12 protein-coding genes are annotated in these 16,816 nt (G+C 68.9%); 8 read left to right on the top strand and 4 right to left on the bottom strand.

Features of this window, described 5'->3' with window-relative positions:
• Positions 1-57 precede the first annotated feature (57 nt).
• Complete coding sequence (locus WBG06_RS20935; RefSeq protein WP_336738912.1) at positions 58-1,446, top strand: NAD(P)/FAD-dependent oxidoreductase; 1,389 nt, start codon at positions 58-60, stop codon at positions 1,444-1,446.
• A 299-nt stretch (positions 1,447-1,745) separates the two neighbouring features.
• Here WBG06_RS20935 and WBG06_RS20930 read toward each other — a convergent pair whose 3' ends face one another.
• Both WBG06_RS20930 and WBG06_RS20925 read right to left on the bottom strand, forming a co-directional pair.
• Positions 1,746-3,008, bottom strand: a complete 1,263-nt coding sequence (locus WBG06_RS20930) for an HNH endonuclease signature motif containing protein (protein WP_336738911.1) — start codon at positions 3,006-3,008, stop codon at positions 1,746-1,748.
• 331 nt (positions 3,009-3,339) lie between these two features.
• Complete coding sequence (locus tag WBG06_RS20925) at positions 3,340-3,519, bottom strand: hypothetical protein (RefSeq protein WP_336738910.1); 180 nt, start codon at positions 3,517-3,519, stop codon at positions 3,340-3,342.
• An 18-nt stretch (positions 3,520-3,537) separates the two neighbouring features.
• On the opposite strand from WBG06_RS20925, the gene WBG06_RS20920 reads away from it, so the two are divergent.
• Complete coding sequence (locus WBG06_RS20920) at positions 3,538-4,152, top strand: hypothetical protein (protein WP_336738908.1); 615 nt, start codon at positions 3,538-3,540, stop codon at positions 4,150-4,152.
• Here WBG06_RS20920 and WBG06_RS20915 read toward each other — a convergent pair.
• Entirely contained in the window at positions 4,123-4,767 is a 645-nt protein-coding gene (locus WBG06_RS20915; RefSeq protein WP_336738907.1) for a TetR/AcrR family transcriptional regulator, read from the bottom strand. The genes WBG06_RS20920 and WBG06_RS20915 overlap by 30 nt on opposite strands.
• Before the next feature lie 83 nt (positions 4,768-4,850).
• Between WBG06_RS20915 and WBG06_RS20910 the strand changes: the two genes are divergently transcribed.
• On the top strand, positions 4,851-6,263 hold the full coding sequence (locus tag WBG06_RS20910) for an amidase (protein WP_336738905.1): 1,413 nt from the start codon (positions 4,851-4,853) through the stop codon (positions 6,261-6,263).
• A gap of 17 nt (positions 6,264-6,280) precedes the next feature.
• Here WBG06_RS20910 and WBG06_RS20905 read toward each other — a convergent pair whose 3' ends face one another.
• On the bottom strand, positions 6,281-7,669 hold the full coding sequence (locus WBG06_RS20905) for an aspartate aminotransferase family protein (protein WP_336738903.1): 1,389 nt from the start codon (positions 7,667-7,669) through the stop codon (positions 6,281-6,283).
• A gap of 117 nt (positions 7,670-7,786) precedes the next feature.
• Between WBG06_RS20905 and WBG06_RS20900 the strand changes: the two genes are divergently transcribed.
• From WBG06_RS20900 to WBG06_RS20880, 5 genes are all read left to right on the top strand, one after another.
• A complete protein-coding gene (locus WBG06_RS20900; protein WP_336738901.1) occupies positions 7,787-9,229 on the top strand; it encodes a gamma-aminobutyraldehyde dehydrogenase in 1,443 nt (480 codons plus the stop codon).
• A gap of 143 nt (positions 9,230-9,372) precedes the next feature.
• Positions 9,373-11,409 carry an acyltransferase family protein gene (locus WBG06_RS20895; RefSeq protein WP_336738899.1) on the top strand — a complete coding sequence of 679 codons (2,037 nt, stop codon included), beginning with the start codon at positions 9,373-9,375 and terminating at the stop codon, positions 11,407-11,409.
• A 248-nt stretch (positions 11,410-11,657) separates the two neighbouring features.
• Positions 11,658-14,285 (top strand): substrate-binding and vWA domain-containing protein, encoded by a 2,628-nt coding sequence (locus tag WBG06_RS20890; RefSeq protein WP_336738897.1) that lies wholly within the window; start codon positions 11,658-11,660, stop codon positions 14,283-14,285.
• Positions 14,286-14,336: 51 nt separating this feature from the next.
• Positions 14,337-15,446 (top strand): 1-deoxy-D-xylulose-5-phosphate reductoisomerase, encoded by a 1,110-nt coding sequence (dxr, locus tag WBG06_RS20885; RefSeq protein ID WP_336738896.1) that lies wholly within the window; start codon positions 14,337-14,339, stop codon positions 15,444-15,446.
• Entirely contained in the window at positions 15,443-16,801 is a 1,359-nt protein-coding gene (locus tag WBG06_RS20880) for a M50 family metallopeptidase (RefSeq protein ID WP_336738895.1), read from the top strand. The genes dxr and WBG06_RS20880 overlap by 4 nt, the downstream gene beginning before the upstream one ends.
• Positions 16,802-16,816: the final 15 nt, after the last annotated feature.

The following is a 16,816-nucleotide window of genomic DNA, read 5'->3' as shown; positions in this document are numbered from 1 at the left end:
CATGATTCCGTATCCAAAGGGTGGCTGGAGACCCTCAGACTTGCCATAGTGGGCGACGTGAGCCACGTTTCGCTGTCCGATGCCGCACCAGCCGTCTATTGGCTCGACGACCCGGCGAAGCCTGCGCCGCTACCCCCGTTGGTCGGGGTGGCGGAGGCCGATCTGGTGGTCGTCGGCGGCGGCTACTCGGGACTGTGGACCGCGTTGCTCGCGCGATCCCGGTTCCCGTCGTGGTCTGTCCTGGTCCTCGAGGCCGGGCAGTGCGGCGACCAGGCGTCGGGCCGTAACGGCGGCTTCGCCGAGGCGTCCCTGACGCACGGATTCTGGAACGGCCTGGAGCGCTGGCCCGATGAGCTCGCGTCCCTCGACCGGCTCGGCCAGCAGAACCTCGACGAGATGGCCGCGACGATCGAAGAGCACGGCATCGACTGCGACTGGCGCCTCACCGGGGCGTTGAACGTCGCCACTCGTCCGCACGAGGTCGACGATCTCGCCGAGTGCTCGGCCGCCCTGACCGAGCACGGCATCAAGCACCGGCTGCTGGACGAGACGGGCGTGCGTGGCGAGCTCAGCTCGCCGACTTATCTCGGCGGCCTGGAGGTGCTCGGTGACACGGCCACGGTCGAGCCGGCGAGGCTCGCCTGGGGGCTGCGCCAGGCCTGCCTGGACGCGGGTGTGGTGATCCACGAGGGGTCTGCGGCCACCGGTCTCGACCGTGACGGAGCCGGGATGCGGGTGTCGACTCTCACGGGCTCGGTTCGGGCGGGCCGGGTCGCGCTGGCCACCAACGCCTTCCGGCCGTTGCTGCGTCGGCTGCGGATGATGACGGTGCCGGTCTACGACTACGTACTCATGACCGAGCCACTCTCCGCCGCGCAGATGTCTGCCATCGGCTGGGCGAACCGACAGGGTGTCAGCGACTCGGCCAACCACTTCCACTACTACCGCCTGACCAGGGACAACCGGATCCTGTGGGGCGGTTACGACGCGATCTACCACTTCGGCTCGAAGATCTCGCCGGAGCTGGAGACCGGCGCGACCCACGACCGCCTCGCAAGCCACTTCTTCGAGACCTTTCCGCAGCTGGAAGGGCTCCGCTTCACCCACCGCTGGGCCGGAGTCATCGACACCTGCACCCGCTTCTCGGCCTTCTTCGGCAAGGCCTACTCCGGCCGCGTCGCCTACGCGCTCGGCTACACCGGCCTCGGCGTCGGCGCCACCCGCTTCGGGGCCCAGGTGATGCTCGATCTCCTCAGCGGCGAGGAGACGGAGCGTACGTCGCTGGAGATGGTCCGCTCCAAGCCGCTGCCGTTCCCGCCCGAGCCGGCTCGCTACGCCGGGATCCAGATGATGGTCCGCTCGCTCGGCAAGGCTGACGCCAACGGTGGCCGCAGGGATCTGTTCCTGCGGACGATGGACCGGCTGGGGTTGGGGTTCGACTCCTGAGGCGGACTTGGTAGCTCGGTGTTGGCCGTGTCGCTGGGGCTGGGCCGCCGACCCGTTGTGGACGCCGAGAGATCTGGCCGTATATCGGGTCGGCGGCGGGGTTTGGCGCGGATTCCTTGGTTGCGTGCGGGCTTGGGATCTGGGGTTGGAGTCTCCTGGGCAGGACCGCGTCTGCGTCGGCTACAACAGAGGGTCCGAGGTCGTGAACGCCTTCACAAGGTGCCGCTCCGGCTGAGCCGGGCAGGTCGCAGGGTCAGCAGGCTGCAGGGGGCGGTCCCGGGTGGACTGGGTGGACCGGGTCAGGTGCGGCGGGTGAACCGGATCCGCCCATTCGGCAAGCGCTCATACCCGTAGTTCGGGTCGTGGATCCGGCGGTGATCCCTGGGGCACAGCAGGACCATGTTCGCGAGGTCTGTTCTGCCGCCTTCGGCCCAGGGTTTCAGGTGGTGGGCTTCGGTCCAGGCGGCTGGTGCGTCGCAGTCTTCTGCTTGGCAGCACTTGTCTCTGAGTCGTAGTGCGCGGTGTTGGACTGGGTGGGCGAGGCGTGCGGTTCTGCCGAGGTCGAGGATCTCGGAGTCGGTGCCGAGAACGACGGGGACCAAGTTTGCGTTGCACGCCATCTTGCGGGCCTCGGCTGCGGTGATCTTGTCTCCGTCGAACCCCAACGCTGCGGTGCCGAGATCAGCGCGGAGGTCGTCGATGCTCATCGTGATGAACATCGTGGTCGCGTGCCCGCCGTGTCGGGGGAGCTGGTCGACGTCGTAGGTCTCCACGATCCGGGTGAACGCTTGTCCGAGGAGCCGGTCGTAGGGGATGTGGCGGCCCTTGTCGTGGGCCGACCACTTCCGAGGTTGGGCCAGGGAGTCGACCATCGTGCGCAACCGGAGCCCGACCGCGCAGGAGACCCGGGCGTGGATGTCGATGGTCCCGTCGCCGTTGTCACGCGTAGAGAAGAACGTCCGCCGCGCGGCACGTTCCTCCTCCCGCTGCAGGGCCTTGGCCTCGTCGGCCTCGAAGCGTTCCGGGTCGACCTCGGCCAGGATTCGCTTCCCGATGCTCTTCAGTACGTTCGCGGTGTGCTGGGTGGCGTACTCCACCAGCAGCTTCTCAGCCAGCACCAGATCTTCGACGCTCGCAACAGGGTCGGCCTCGACGGCATCGAGTGCTTTGGTGATCACATGGGCCTTGGTCTGTGAGACCACGCCTTCGGCGAGGCCGGCGGCGACGAGTTCGTACTTCGCGACACCGGCAGCCAACCTGATTTGCGAGCGGGCTTCGGTCTTATCGACGAGCAACTCGGTCAGCATCCACCCGGAGGGGTCTTTCGCCCCGGTCTCCTCAGCGATATCACCGGACGTGGCCAGCACCCGCAGCTTCAGGGCGGCCTGCTGGGCTTGGAGTTTCTCCAACCTCGCCAGCAGGTTCTTCTTCTGTCCGGTGCGCCAGTAGATCGGGTCGGTCGACAACAGCTCTTGGACGGCGTTCTCGATGACGGTCAGGGCGGCGTCGATCGCGTCACCGGGGTTGGTTCCCCAGTGGTCGATGTCGCGCCCGAGACTCATCGCAGTTCCTTCCAGGAGTGCCCGGCTGATGCTCGATATTATACGCGAAGACACTCCTGGAAGTCACCTGTTTTCGCAGGTCATCCCTGACTTTCGCGGTGAGCGAACAACCTCTCCTTTCGTTGACACACCCGGGCCGCCGCCCCGATAGCCAGCCAAATCTTTTCTCGATCTGGTCCGGAGTCCAGGACCGCCGAAGGCGGCCGGCGAAGCCGGCGCCCGAAGGGCGTCCTTGACGCCGGTCCAGATCGAGAGGACCCTCAAAGAAGGGTCGGCGGCCCAGCTCAACCCGAAGAAGACGGCCCACCCCAACCCCGAAGAACCGGACGCCTTACGCAGCCGAGCCCTCGTGAGCCGCAGCGACCCGCTCACGGAGCTTGGCGTGGATCTCTTCCGGCGTGCGCTGCGTACGCTGGCGGTGGTTGCGCGCGATGATGGCACCGGTCGCCGCGACCCCGGCCAGGCCGGCGAGGCCGACGACCTTCCAGATGCGTGCACTGCCGAAACCCATGAGGACCCCCTGCTCGAGATGTCTGACGACACCACTATCTCCCTCGAAGACGCCGTAGACCAGACCCGCACCGGTGATCTGTGGCTGTTCCGCGGCCGCTCGGTCGCGGACCGTGCGATCCGGATGCTCAGCAACGCGCCGGTCAACCATGTCGGGATGGCGGTCGTGCTCGACGATCTGCCGCCGATGATGTGGCATGCCGAGCTGGGCAAGGGGCTGCTCGACCTCTACACGGGCACCCATCACCGTGGCGTACAGCTCCATGATCTGCGGGCCGCGGTCGAGCAGTGGGCGGGGCGCTACGAGCAGCAGGTCTGGCTGCGCCAGCTCACTGCCGACATCGACCGCAGCCGCGAGGATGCTCTGCTGAGGACGATCGCGCGCCTCGACGGCACGCCCTTCCCGTCGACCGCCGCGTTGGCCAGCCGCTGGGCGCGAGGGCGGTTCCGTTCGAAGGCCGGTCTCGAGCAGGTGTTCTGTGCCGAGGTGGTCGCGGCGACCTACCAGGAGATGGGGCTGCTCGACGACGAGCGTCCCACCAACTACTACGACCCGGGTCGGTTCTGGTCCGGCGACCATCTGACGTTGCGGGACGGCGCGGTCCTAGGGCGCGAGGTCCGCGTCGTCGGCTGACTCCTGTCCCGCGAGCCGTAGGGCGAGGTCGACCTCGCCGCTCTCGACCAGGGTGCCGATGACGAGCGCACGGAGCCCGCGGAGAAGAGCCTCGGTGTCGACCAGGTCGGGGGCCGCGAGGGCGTGCAGCAGATAGCCGTGCACGAGGGCGAGCACGGAGGACGGGTCGGTCCGGGTCGCGCCGGCGACTGTCGCCGCGCGGTCGGCGACGTCGCGGCCGGCGGTGAGCACCTCGGCCACCACGGGACGGAACTCCGGGTCGCGGGCGGCGTGGAGCAGTCCCTCGAGGAAGGCGAGCGAGTCGGCCGGCGGTGACATCAGCGCGGCCGCGAACGCCTCGGCCATCGCATCGGTGCCGGAGTCCGTCGAGGCGAGCTCGTCGGCGAGCGTACGCAGCCGGGCGACGTCCTCGGCCACACCGGTGCGCAGTGCCTCGGCAGCCAGGTCCGTGATCGAGTCGAAGAAGTAGCCGACGGTGGCCAGCGGCAGTCCGGCGCGCTCGGTCACGGCGCGATGCGTGACGCCGGCCATGCCCTTCTCGGCGGCCACCTCGATGGTGGCGCGCACGAGGGCATCGCGTCGCTGCCTGGCGCTGTCCCCGTGCCGTCGCTTCATGGACGGAAGTGTTTCACGCGGGCCGTCGCAAAGTCTGGAAGATCTTCTAGACTTTTGCCTCCCGATCCAGCACGCTGTCCGACATGACCGCACCGGCCCGCGTACACGCCTTCACCGACGACGCCCTCGGCGACCACGACGCCGTCGAGCTCGCCCGACTCGTCCGGACCGGCGAGCTGACCGCGGACGAGGTCGAGGCGGCCGCGGTCGCCAGGTTGCGCCAGGTCGGCCGGGAGCTGCACGCGATGGCGTACGAGGCCTACGACTCGCCCCGCCGGGCACCGGACGACCGCGGCCTGCTGCACGGTGTCCCGACCCTGCTCAAGGACAACACCGACCTGCTCGGCGTGCCGACCAACCATGGTTCGGAGGCGATCCGCGCGCGTCCCGCCACTCGCGACGGGCGCTATACCACGCAGTTCCTCAGCTCCGGGATGACCGTGCTGGGCAAGAGCCGGATGCCGGAGTTCGGGCTCAACGCGACCACGGAGTTCCGCACCGGACCGCCGACGCCCAACCCCTGGAACACGCAGCACTCTGTCGGGGCGTCGTCGGGTGGCGCGGCCGCCATGGTGGCCGCCGGGGCCGTGCCGATCGCGCACGCCAACGACGGCGGCGGGTCCATCCGGATCCCGGCCGCGGCCGCGGGACTGGTCGGGCTCAAGCCCAGCCGCGGCCGGCACATCGACGGGGAGATGGCCCGCACGCTGCCGATCAACATGGTCAGCGAGGGGGTGGTGACGCGGACCGTACGCGACACCGCGACCTTCCACGCTGCCCTCGAGCGGCACAGGCGCAACCCGGCGCTGCCGCCCCTCGGCCTGGTCGAAGGCCCGGCCCGACGAAGGCTTCGGGTCGCGATGATCATGGAGTCGGTGACCGACGCCGTCGTGGACACCCCGACCAAGGCGGCCGTCGAGCGGACCGCGACGCTGCTGGAGGAGCAGGGGCACAGCGTCGAGCCGGTCCCGATCCCCGTCGACGCGCGCTTCGGCGACGACTTCCTCAGCTACTGGGGCCTGCTCGCCTTCCTCGCCGGCAACCTGGGTCGGCTCACCATCGACCGGACCCTCGACACCAGACTCCTCGACGGCCTCACCGACGGCCTGCGCCGCGAGTTCACCTCCGGCGGCTGGCGCCGCACGCCGGCCGCGCTGCACCGCCTGCGGAAGGCCGCGGCGGCCTACGCTGCCGTCTTCGACCAGCACGACGTGGTCCTGTGCCCGGTCGTCGCCGGCGTCACCCCGCCGCTGGGCCACCTGTCGCCGAACGTGCCGTTCGAGGAGCTCGTCGACAAGCTCCGTCGGCACGTCGCGTTCACGCCCCTGCAGAACATCACCGGTGCCCCGGCGATCTCGCTGCCGATGGCGCTCAGCGAGGAGGGATTGCCGATCGGGGTGCAGCTCTCGGCGGCGTACGGAGACGAGCGGACGCTCCTCGAGCTCGCCTTCGCCCTCGAGGAGCAGTCGCCGTGGCCGACCATCCAGGACAGCTGAGCCAGCTCTGACCCGCGTCAGAGCATCGTCGAGGCCTTCTCCAGCACCCGACGCAGGATCTGCTCCATCTCGTCGAACTCCGCCTGGCCCACGGTGAGCGGCGGCGAGAGCTGGATCACGGGCTCACCACGGTCGTCGGCGCGGCAGTAGAGCCCCTCGGACCACAGTGCCTTGGAGACGTACCCGTAGAGGATCCGCTCGCACTCCTCTGCAGTGAACGTCTCGCGGGTCTCGCGGTCCTTGACCAGCTCGATCCCGTAGAAGTAGCCGGTGCCGCGTACGTCGCCGACGACCGGCAGGTCCTTCAGCTTCGAGAGCGTGGCCAGGAACGCGTCCTCGTTGCGACGTACGTTGCCGAGCAGGTCCTCGGCCTCGAAGAGGTCGAGGTTGGCCAGCGCCACCGCGGTGGAGACGGGGTGACCGCCGAACGTGTAGCCGTGGTAGAACGTGTCGTCCCCGGTCAGGAACGGTTCCATCAGCCGGTCGGAGATGATCGCTGCGCCCAGCGGGGCGTACCCCGAGGTCAGCCCCTTCGCCGAGGTGATGATGTCGGGCACATAGCCGAACCGGTCCGCCCCGAACATGGTGCCCAGCCGCCCGTAGGCGCAGATGACCTCGTCGGAGACCAGCAGGACGTCGTACGCATCGCAGATCTCACGCACCCGCTGGAAGTAGCCCGGGGGAGGCGGGAAGCAGCCGCCGGAGTTCTGCACCGGCTCGAGGAAGACCGCAGCGACGGTGTCGGGGCCCTCGGCCTGGATCACGAACTCGATCTGGTCGGCGCACCACCGGCCGAACGCCTCCGGATCGGAGCCGTCGAGAAGGCCGCCGGTGATCTCCGAGGCCCGGTAGATGTTGGTGTTCGGCACCCGGAAGGTGGAGGGGACGAGCGGCTCGAACGGTGCCTTGATGTCGGCCAGTCCGGTGATCGACAACGCGCCGTGCGTCGTGCCGTGGTAGGCGATGTTGCGCCCGATCACCTTGTGCTTGCCGGGCTTTCCGCGCAGCTTGAAGTAGTTCTTGGCGAGCTTCCACGCGGTCTCGACGGCCTCGGAGCCGGAGTTGGTGAAGAAGACCCGGTTCAGGTCGCCGGGTGCGAGTGCGGCCAGGCGCGCGGCCAGCTCGACCGCCGGCTCGTGCGCATAGGACCACAACGGGTGGAACGCCAGCTGCTTCGCCTGCTCGGCACCCGCGTCGGCGAGCTCAGCGCGCCCGTGGCCGACCTGGGTGACGAACAGCCCGGCGAGCCCGTCGAGGTAGCGGTTGCCCTCGATGTCGTAGATGTAGGCGCCCTCGCCCTTGGCGATGATCGGCACGTCGGCCTCGGCATAGCTCGAATGCCGTGTGAAGTGCATCCAGAGGTGGTCCTTGGCGTTGCGCTGCAGCTGCTCGTAGTCCCCGGTCATGGCTCAATGGTCACCCAATGCATCTCGCTTTCGCAAGCGAATCAGTAGCAAACCGTCATTATCACTTCGGATTCGGTTGTCACATCTCTGTTTCGGAAAGGAGTTAGTCTCTTCTCCATGGCCGACCAGACCTTCAGGAACGTGATCGGCGGCGAGCTGCGCGAGGCAGCCGACGCCGCGACCTACGACGTCGTCGACCCCGCCACCGGCGAGGTCTACGCCCAGGCCCCGATGTCCACCGAGGCCGACGTCGATCAGGCGTACGCCGCCGCAGCGGCGGCCTTCGAGACGTGGGGCGAGACCACGCCCCAGGAGCGCAGCCTGGCTCTGCTCCGGATCGCCGACGCGATGGAGGCTCGGGTCGAGGAGCTGACCGCGGTGGAGGTCAAGGACACCGGCAAGCCGTTCCAGCTCACCCTGGAGGAGGAGCTGCCGCCGACGATCGACCACTTCCGGTTCTTCGCGGGCGCCGCGCGGACACTGGAGGGGAAGAGCGCAGGGGAGTACCTGCAGGACCACACCTCCTGGATCCGCCGCGAGCCGATCGGCGTGATCGGGCAGGTCACGCCGTGGAACTATCCGCTCGCGATGATGTCGTGGAAGATCGCTCCGGCGCTGGCCGCGGGCAACACGGTCGTGCTCAAACCCTCCGACACCACCCCGGCCAGCTCCACGCTGCTGGCCGAGCTCGCGCAGGAGTTCCTCCCGCCCGGTGTGCTCAACGTCGTCACCGGCGACCGCGACACCGGCCGCGCGCTGATCCGGCACAAGACGCCCCAGATGGTCGCCATCACCGGCTCGGTGCGTGCCGGCATGGAGGTCGCCGCGACCGCGGCGGCCGACGTCAAGCGCGTCCACCTCGAGCTCGGCGGCAAGGCGCCGGTGATCGTCTTCGACGACGCCGACATCGAGAAGGCGGTCGCGGGCATCGCCGCAGCGGGCTACTTCAACGCCGGCCAGGACTGCACCGCGGCGACGCGGGTGCTGGTGCAGGCCGGCATCCACGACGAGTTCGTCGCCGCCCTGGCCGAGGCGGCCCGCAGCACCACCGTGGGCCTCCCCGCGGACAACACCGACGTCGGCGCGCTCAACAACCCCGGCCAGCTCGCCCGCGTCACGGGCATGGTCGACCGGCTCCCCGACCACGCCACCATCGCTGCCGGCGGAGCGCCGGCCCGGGTGGAGGGCGGCGAGAACGGCTACTTCTACCAGCCCACGGTCCTTGCCGGCCTGCGTCAGGACGACGAGCAGATCCAGCAGGAGATCTTCGGTCCGGTGATCACGGTGCAGCGGTTCGCCGACGAGGCCGAGGCGCTCAGATGTGCCAACGACGTCGACTACGGCCTCGGGTCGAGCGTGTGGACCACGGACCACGCCACCGCGCTGCGGGTCAGCAAGCGCCTCGACTTCGGCGTCGTGTGGATCAACACCCACATCCCCTACATCTCCGAGATGCCCCACGGCGGTTTCAAGCACTCGGGCTACGGCAAGGACCTCTCCGTCTACGGGTTCGAGGACTACACCCGGATCAAGCACGTGATGTCCTTCATCGGCGAGTAATCCGCTAGACAAACATGTGAGCGTGCGACCCTCGATGTGCGGGCCGGGAAGGTCCGTGAAAGCATCGAGGGCCGTTTCGCGCACCTCCGCGACACGGCGCCAGCAATGGAAGCAGTCGAACCCCCACACGAGGTGCACCCCACATGTCAGCCAAGCAATGGCGGACAGATGTCCAAGGTCTCCGGGCCGTTGCCGTAGGTCTGGTCGTCGCTGCCCACGCGGGCATCCCGCACACCGAGGGCGGCTTCGTCGGTGTCGACGTCTTCTTCGTTCTCTCCGGGTTCCTGATCACCACGCTGCTGCTGCGCGAGGCGGACACGTCGGGCACCGTCAGCATCCCGCAGTTCTATGCCCGCCGCGCTCGCCGCATCCTGCCGGCCGCCACCCTCGTGATCCTCGTCGTCCTGGCGTACGCGGCCTGGCAGTTGCCCACCACGCGCCTCACCGACGCCGCCGCCGACGGCACCTGGGCGGCGTTCTTCCTGGCCAACGTGCACTTCGCCGCCGAGGGGGTGCAGTACTTCCAGCCCAGTGAGCCCTCGCCCTTCCAGCACTACTGGTCGCTGTCGGTGGAGGAGCAGTTCTATCTGGTCTGGCCGGTGCTGGCGCTCCTGCTGATCCCCAGGCTCGGCCGCAAGGGCTTCACGATCGTCGCCGCGGTGATCGCGGTCGCGAGCCTGGCCTGGTCGATCCACGCGACCGGCGAGAACCCGACCGCGGCCTACTTCTCCACGCCCGCCCGCGCCTACGAGCTCGCCGCCGGCGCGCTGCTGGCCTGCTGGGGTGGTCGGCTCAAGGGCGCCGCCAGCGTTGCGGCGGGGATCGGTGGAGCGGCCGCGATCCTGGTCTCCACCGTCGTGTTCAGCGAGGCGACCCCGTTCCCCGGCTGGCAGGCGCTGGTGCCCACCCTCGGCACGGTCGCGCTGCTGGCCTCCGGCGCCAACGCCCCGACCGCGAAGCTGCTCGCGGTCAAGCCGCTGCGCTACGTCGGCGACATCTCCTACTCGCTCTACCTGTGGCACTGGCCGCTGATCGTGCTCGCACCCGAGGCCCTCCATCTCGGCAACGCCGCACTCGAGATGACGGTGGCGGTCGCCGCTGCCGTCCTCCTTTCTGCGCTGAGCCACCGCTTCGTCGAGCTCCCGTTCCAGCGCAAGCAGGTGCCGGTGCTCTCCCATGGGCTGCGCTCGCTGGTCCTGTGGCCGGTCGCGCTCGTGCTGGCGGTCGGCAGCGGCTGGCTGACGACCAGCTATGCGGCGTTCGCCGAGAGGGAACGCGCCGACCAGGCGCAGGCCTGGTTCGCGGCCAACGAGGTCCCCGACACCGCTGCCGAGACCGGCGGCCCGCCGCAGGTGCAGCGTGAGCTCCGTGCCGCGCTCGACATCGCCGACCGCGGTGGCCCGATCCCGCCCGCCGTGCTCGGCGAGGAGATCACCGAGGACCGGTGGCAGAAGACCTACGGCGACTGTTACGCCAACTACGGGGACACCCGGGGCGGCGACTGCACCCTCGGTGACACCGAGGCGAAGAAGACTGTCGCCGTCGTGGGCGACTCCCATGCCGGCATGTGGCTGAGCGCCTTCGACGACCTCGGCAAGAAGAACGGCTTCCGGGTCGTGTCGCTGGTCAAGGTCGGCTGTGCCCCCTACCCGGTCCAGCACCGTGGCAAGAAGATGACCCAGGCCGAGTGCGACGACTTCCGTGACTGGTCGGTGGACCGCCTCGAGCGGCTCGAACCCGACACGATCGTCTCCACGGCTCGCGGTCAGCTGTTCATGCCCGAGAACCACGACGGGATGAACCGTGACGAGCAGTGGTCGAAGGCCGTACGCGACGCGGTGACGACCTATCGAGAGATCGCGCGCAAGGTGGTCGTCCTCGGCGACGTCCCCGCGATCGACCAGGACCCGGCCGACTGCATCAGTGCGCCGGAGTCCGACCAGCGCTCCTGCCTCAGCGATGCCGGCTCTCGCGAGACCAGCAGCAACGAGCTCACCGGAGCGGCCCTGAAGGGCACCGCGGCGGCGTACGTGGACACGCAGCGCTTCGTCTGCGTAGCGGACCGCTGCCCTCTGATCGTGGGGGACAAGGTCACGTACTACGACTCCTCGCACCTGACCCAGACCTGGGTCCGCCACGTCACCCCGCGCCTGGACGTCATCTTGCGTCCACTCATCTGATGCCTGAATTTAACGGGAACTTCGGTTGTGAGATTTGCCATTACGTGCACGTTTGTGGCTTAATTGTGACCAGACGTTGCAAAACGTTTCATGCACAGCCCTGGACCCGTGGGGGAGTCCGGGGCTGTTGCTATTTCTGAGGTACTTCGCTCAGGTGGCCCGACGAAACGCTGTCCATTCGCCACCCGATGCGAAGGACCTTCACTAGACTCCCGGCCCGGTCGAATCGATGCCTGCGAGGAGAGTCAATGGACCAGTGGCGGGACCTCATGGGTGTCAAACCCTGGGCGCGGACCTCGCTGGTCGGTGGTATCGGTCTGGGCCTGTCGGCCTTCGTCCAGTCCGCCCTGCTGGGGCGTGCCGAGCCGCTGACCATCGCCGCAGGCTCGGTGTGTGTCGTCCTGTCGGTGACCCTCTACGCGGTGCTGGCCCGGCGGCGGATGATCGAGCACTCGATGCCGGCCACCTCGACCGCCATCAAGATGACCGCCGTGGTGCACGGCAAGAACGGCACGACCGTCGCGGGCTACGCCTTCCCGGTGACGAAGCGTCACCTGATGACCTCGAGAGCTGTCGTGCACGCCGCGAGCGGCTCCAAGTCGGTCCCGGACGGGCAGTTCCTCGAGGTCACCTGGAAGTTTCCCGAGGAGACCTCCCGCACGGTCTCGGTGACGTCGCTGACCGGCGGCTACGTGCTGCTCACCCTGATGCCCGAGGACAAGCTGCCGCGCAAGGTGAAGGCCGCCTCGTTGGCCCGTGCCCACTCCGAGAACGCGCTGCTGGTCGCCGAGGGGTGGCACCAGAACGGGAACCGGAAGATCGGCGGCAGGGCTCACCATGTCGACGAACGTGGCCGCGTGGTCGCGGTCGAGGCCGAGTCGGCGACCGGGGACGAGCTGGCCGGTGCGCCGCTGGTCCAGGAGGGGAACCGGCGAGTCGTCGGTCTGCTCGACGGCAAGGACCGGCTGGGTCCCCGCTATCTGCCGTTGACCCGGGACAAGGCACGTACGTTGATGGGGGGCGCGTCCTGGTGGACGAGCACCGGGTGGCTGGTCCCGGCTGCCATCACCGCAACCGTCGCACTGGTCGCCGTGCTGCTGCCGATCGTGTGGAGCAGCGATCCCGGCGGCGGACCCGGTTCGGCGGCCTGCGAGGGAGAGGCCACGGCTCTGACCGTCGTGGTCAGCACCGAGAAGGACGGCCTCATCGAGGAGCTCGCGTCCGACTTCGAGGACGAGTACGTCGGCGAGGACGGCGCCTGCGCGGATCTCGAGGTCTTCGGCGTCAACTCCGGTGAGGCGGCCGAGGCGCTCGCCGACGGATGGGTCACGCCGCCCGAGGACCGGCGGGAGTGTGGGGCCGAGGATCCCGCGCAGTGCGAGGTCGTCGAGGCGCGCAAGCCCGACCTGTGGCTGCCGACCGAATCGGTCTGGCCCGAGCTCCTCGCCGCCGGCGAGCTCGGCGACGGCGGAGCCGACGAGCTCGCCGAGCCCGCCGGAGAGTGGACCTCCGTGGCCTCCTCCGTGCTGACGATCCTGATGCCCGAGTCGAAGCGCGACAAGCTCTCCGCCTCGCCGACCTGGGAGGAGCTGGTCACCAAGGCCGCTCGCGAGGAGCTCGCGATCGCGATCGACGACCCGATCCGCTCCACGTCCGGCATGGCGTCGTCGGTCGCGCTCAACGAGGCGCTGGTCTCCGAGCACGGCCGGGACGAGGCCGTGGGGCTGCTGCGAGACGCCATCGCCTCGGTGCCGGACGAACTCGCCGGCGAGGACATCACCCGCTTGATGCACCGGGTGCAGCGAGACACCGAGGTCTTCGAGCAGATGGACGCGGTGGTCGCCCAGGAGCAGACCGCCTATCTCTACAACTGCCAGGACCCGCTCGGGTCGGACGACTTCTCCTGCGACGACCCGCTGGAGGAGGAGCTCCGGATGGTCGCGGTGAACCCGGACGACACGGTCTACGGGTTCGACCACCCTGCGGTCCCGATGGCGTCGTTGGACTCCGACGAGGCGAAGCGGGCGGTGGCGGAGGACTTCGTCGACTACCTGACCGAGGAAGACGCTCAGGAGAGGTTCCGGGCGTGGGGCTTCCGTGAGGCCGGGGCGCCCGAGCAGGTCACCGACGAGCTCGCCGACCTCGTGGAGGGCGCGGACGTGGACAAGGTCACGCCCTGGCCCGAGCCGGCGAAGGTCAACCAGTGGCGCCACCAGTGGGAGAACGTACGCCTCCCGGTCCGGGTGCTGCTCTCGATCGACACCTCCGGCTCGATGGAGCGCATCGGCGGCCAGGACCGCCGGGTGGAGCTCGACGGGTTCACCGATGCCTGCACCAGCAGGACGAGCGACAACCCGACGTACCTCCAGGTCGCCAAGAGCGCTGCGATCAACGCCATCGGCGAGCTCGAGGACGGCCGGGACTCGGTGGGCCTCGACTCGTTCCCGCCGGCAGGGAAGGACACCGCCAGCGAGATCAGTCCGCTGAGCGGTCCGAAGCGGGCGCAGCTCAAGCGCGAGATCTGTGCGCTGAAGGCGTTCGGCGAGACCCCGCTGTACGACGCGATCCGCGACGCGAACGCCTCGATCAGCTCGGCCGAGACGGAGGTCTCGGACCGGACGGTGATCGTCCTGCTCTCCGACGGAGGCCAGAATCCGCCGCAGGACTTCGGAGCGCTGATGGACGAGGTCGGTGGCGAGGGAGCAATCCCGGTGATCGCCGTCGGCATCGGCGACCAGGCACCGATCGACGTGCTGGGCAGGCTCACCGAGGACACCGGGGGAGCGCTGCGCAATCTGAGCGAGCCCGAGGACGTCGCCGACCTCGATCACGTGCTCGTCGATGTGTTCCGAGGCCTCGCCGGGAAGTTCTCCTGAGCCTGCCCGGCCGCTTGGCGCGTTCTCAGCCTCTGCTGGGAGGATGGCGGGGTGAATCATGAGCGACCACGCGATGTGGTGATCCTCGGCTCCACCGGGTCCATCGGCACCCAGGCTCTCGACCTGGTGCGAGCCAACCCGGACCGGTTCCGGGTCGTCGGACTGACCGCGGGCGGGGCCAACAAGGAGCTGTTCGAGGCCCAGGTGGCCGAGTTCGCGCCCACGTTCTCCGGGCTGGGGGAGGAGGCCTCGGTCGAGGCCGCCGCCCAGCCTGCCGACGTGGTGCTCAACGGGATCACCGGCGCCGTCGGACTCCGCCCGACGCTGGCCGCGCTGGAGACTGGCAACACGCTCGCCCTGGCGAACAAAGAGTCGCTGATCATCGGCGGGCCGCTGGTGAAGCGGGTCGCGCGCGAGGGGCAGATCATCCCGGTCGACTCCGAGCACTCCGCGATCGCGCAGTCGCTGCGTGCGGGCTCCGCGAACGAAGTACGCAAGCTGGTGCTCACCGCGTCCGGTGGTCCGTTCCGCGGCCGCTCCCGCGAGGACCTCGCCCAGGTCACCCCGGCGCAGGCGCTCAAGCACCCCAACTTCGCGATGGGCCGGGTGATCACGACCAACTCCGCCACCCTGGTCAACAAGGGCCTCGAGGTCATCGAGGCACACCTGCTCTTCGACGTACCCTTCGACCGGATCGAGGTCGTCGTCCACCCGCAGCAGTACATCCACTCGATGGTCGAGTTCACCGACGGCGCCGTGGTGGCCCAGCTCGGGCTGCCGACGATGCTGGTGCCGATCTCGATGGGGATGGCCTGGCCCGAGCGGGTGCCCGACGCCGAGACCCCGATCGACTGGACCAAGGCCGCCGACTGGCGCTTCGAGCCGCTTGACGACGTCGCCTTCCCCGCGGTGGCCCTGGCCCGTGAGGCCGGCACCCGCGGCGGCACCCACCCGGCCGTCTACAACGCCGCCAACGAGGTCTGCGTGGACGCCTTCCACGAGGGCCGGATCCCGTTCCCCGGCATCGTGGACACGATTACGCAGGTCCTTGGCAACCATGAGGGCGTACGCTCGGAAGGCACGCTCACCATCGACGACGTGCTCGCCGCCGACGCTTGGGCGCGCGAGGAGACCACCCGCATCCTGGAGACCACCAGATGAGCTATCTGCTCTACACGCTCGCCGTGATCGGCTTCGTCCTCGCGATCCTGGTCTCGATCGGCCTCCACGAGCTCGGCCACATGATCCCGGCGAAGGCGTTCGGCGGGAAGGTGACGCAATACTTCATCGGCTTCGGCCCGACGGTGTGGTCCAAGCAGGTCGGTGAGACCGAATACGGCCTCAAGGCGATTCCGCTCGGCGGCTACGTCAAGATCCTCGGCATGCTGCCGCCCGGCGCCGACCAGCTGGGGGAGCGCACCGAGGACGGCGCGCTGAAGGTGCGCAAGTCCAACACCGGGATGTTCACCCAGCTGATCAGCGACGCCCGCTCCGCCGAGTGGGAGCTGATCCGTCCCGAGGACGAGCCGCGGCTCTTCTACAAGATGACCTGGTGGAAGAAGGTCATCGTGATGGCCGGCGGCCCGACGGTGAACATCGTGATCGCGTTCTTCGTGCTGTGGGGTGTCTTCGGCATCTACGGTGTCCGCGAGCAGGTCGTCGACGACGGACATCCGGTGGTCTCGAGCCTGCAGGAGTGCTTGCTGACCTGGGAGGACCAGGACCGCGAGTGCCGCGCCAGCGACGAGCCGACCCCGGCCGCCGACGCCGGTCTGAAGCCGGGCGACGAGCTGATCTCGTTCAACGGCACGGAGCTCACCTCGTGGGCGGTCGCCCAGAAGCTGATCCGCGACAACATGGACGGCGAGGCCACGATCGTCATCGTGCGCGACGGGGAGCGGATGACGCTGCACACGCAGACCGTCGTGCAGGAGCGGGTCAAGGACCTCGACGACACCAGTGCCGACCCGGAGACGGCGAAGGTGGGCTTCTTCGGGATGACCCCGACCACCCACCAGGTGACGACCAAGGAGGGGCCGGTCTACGCGCTGAAGGAGATGGGTGTGATGGCCGAGAACGCCGTCCACTCGCTGCTGCGGCTCCCGGTCAAGGTCTGGCACGTCGCGCTCGCGATCGTCGGGGTCGAGGAGCGCTCGGCCGACAGCCCCGTGAGCATCGTCGGCGGCGGCCGCATCGCCGGCGAGATCGCCGCCCACGAGGGGTACGACGTCGGCGAGAAGGTCGCCGGCTTCGCGCTCCTGATCGGTGGCTTCAACCTCTTCATCGGCATCTTCAACTTCGTCCCGCTGCTGCCGCTCGACGGGGGTCACATCGCGACGGCGCTGTGGGAGGGCATCCGCCGTGCCTTCGCCAAGGTCTTCCGGCGGCCCGACCCGGGACATGCCGACCCGGCGAAGCTGCTCCCGGTGGCGTACGTCGTGGCCTCGGCGCTGTTGGTGATGGGTGTCGTCCTGATCGTCGCCGACCTCGTCGTCCCGCTTCATCTCCAAGCCTGACCCGCCCGTAAGATT

The organism is Nocardioides sp. CCNWLW239, from assembly GCF_037137035.1.
GTDB lineage: Bacteria > Actinomycetota > Actinomycetes > Propionibacteriales > Nocardioidaceae > Nocardioides.
Note: the sequence above shows the minus strand (reverse complement) of the source record. Positions and strands in the feature narration are given on the sequence as shown.

What these genes read in the sequence shown, in the direction of transcription:
- WBG06_RS20930 (WP_336738911.1), bottom strand. Translation starts at nt 3,008, where the DNA reads ATGAGTCTCGGGCGCGACATCGACCACTGGGGAACCAACCCCGGTGAC.
- WBG06_RS20905 (WP_336738903.1), bottom strand. Translation starts at nt 7,669, where the DNA reads ATGACCGGGGACTACGAGCAGCTGCAGCGCAACGCCAAGGACCACCTC.
- WBG06_RS20910 (WP_336738905.1), top strand. Translation starts at nt 4,851, where the DNA reads ATGACCGCACCGGCCCGCGTACACGCCTTCACCGACGACGCCCTCGGC.
- WBG06_RS20900 (WP_336738901.1), top strand. Translation starts at nt 7,787, where the DNA reads ATGGCCGACCAGACCTTCAGGAACGTGATCGGCGGCGAGCTGCGCGAG.
- WBG06_RS20880 (WP_336738895.1), top strand. Translation starts at nt 15,443, where the DNA reads ATGAGCTATCTGCTCTACACGCTCGCCGTGATCGGCTTCGTCCTCGCG.
- WBG06_RS20895 (WP_336738899.1), top strand. Translation starts at nt 9,373, where the DNA reads ATGTCAGCCAAGCAATGGCGGACAGATGTCCAAGGTCTCCGGGCCGTT.
- WBG06_RS20920 (WP_336738908.1), top strand. Translation starts at nt 3,538, where the DNA reads ATGTCTGACGACACCACTATCTCCCTCGAAGACGCCGTAGACCAGACC.
- WBG06_RS20915 (WP_336738907.1), bottom strand. Translation starts at nt 4,767, where the DNA reads ATGAAGCGACGGCACGGGGACAGCGCCAGGCAGCGACGCGATGCCCTC.
- WBG06_RS20925 (WP_336738910.1), bottom strand. Translation starts at nt 3,519, where the DNA reads ATGGGTTTCGGCAGTGCACGCATCTGGAAGGTCGTCGGCCTCGCCGGC.
- WBG06_RS20890 (WP_336738897.1), top strand. Translation starts at nt 11,658, where the DNA reads ATGGACCAGTGGCGGGACCTCATGGGTGTCAAACCCTGGGCGCGGACC.